This window comes from Paenibacillus ottowii (assembly GCF_050516475.1).
Taxonomy (GTDB): Bacteria; Bacillota; Bacilli; order Paenibacillales; family Paenibacillaceae; genus Paenibacillus; species Paenibacillus ottowii.
Window position 1 is genome coordinate 2,755,981 of the sequence record NZ_CP191577.1, and the last position, 931, is coordinate 2,756,911.

Sequence of the window (931 nt, forward strand, 5' to 3'; positions counted from 1 at the left end):
AAACACAGAGGTATAATTATAAAAGTACATAAAATGGACGGATACAGATATCTAATTTGCTGTGCTGGAATTGCTGCGAATAATCCTATAACATTAAGCATAACAGGTGAAAAAATAATTAAGCTTCTCAAATTATTGCGAAAAACAAATATTAATCCAAATAACATTGAAATAAAAATATAAAGTGCTGGCCTCCAAAGCAACCAAACTAAATCACTTTCTTGGGTTCTATCAAGAAAAGCTTGAATTCGAACTAATGAATCAGGGATGAGAGACTCAGTTTTCAATTTGTACTTATCTAAATATTCACGACCTGTATGAACAATCCCCCTTTCAGTAAACAGAGTACTAGAATTACTCGGTTGAGATATCCTCCAAACTACAGAGGTTTGCTGTAACCAGCTTTTAATAGCAATTTTAGGTTCTTTTGCAATGAGTTCAAACCAAACTTTCATAAACTGAACTTTGTATTTCTGATCATTAAAAATCAACATATCAAAATTAGAATTAAAGATGATAGGATCTACAACGTAGGGATTATATTCAGATATCCATATTTTGGGATCCATAGCTTTTTTAATAACTTGATTTTGTTCCTCGTCTAATTTCACACCTGATGAAAGAATAGATGCCACCTGTTGAATTGGTATATTAAATGTTAGTATACTTGGACTCGGGACAATATCCAATACTTTTACTAACACACTCTTTATACCAAAAAAAAGCACGAGGACTGTTATTCCTATTAGCGCTATCTTTTTCCACTTAGATTTATAAAATACAAGCAATAAGAACTGTGTTCCAATTACTGATATAATTCCATTATGTCTGAACATCAATACTAAAAAAAATGAAAGAGCAAGAAGAAATAAATTTTTCTTAGATTTAAACCATTGCTCTTTCCCTGCATACAAATTAATTAAAACAATAG

The 931-nt window shown here is 30.7% G+C and carries 1 protein-coding gene; it reads right to left on the reverse strand.

Annotated elements, in window-relative coordinates; genetic code table 11:
* On the reverse strand, positions 1–931 hold a 931-nt coding region (locus ACQQ6X_RS12920; protein ID WP_430493602.1), incomplete at both ends, for a DUF6020 family protein.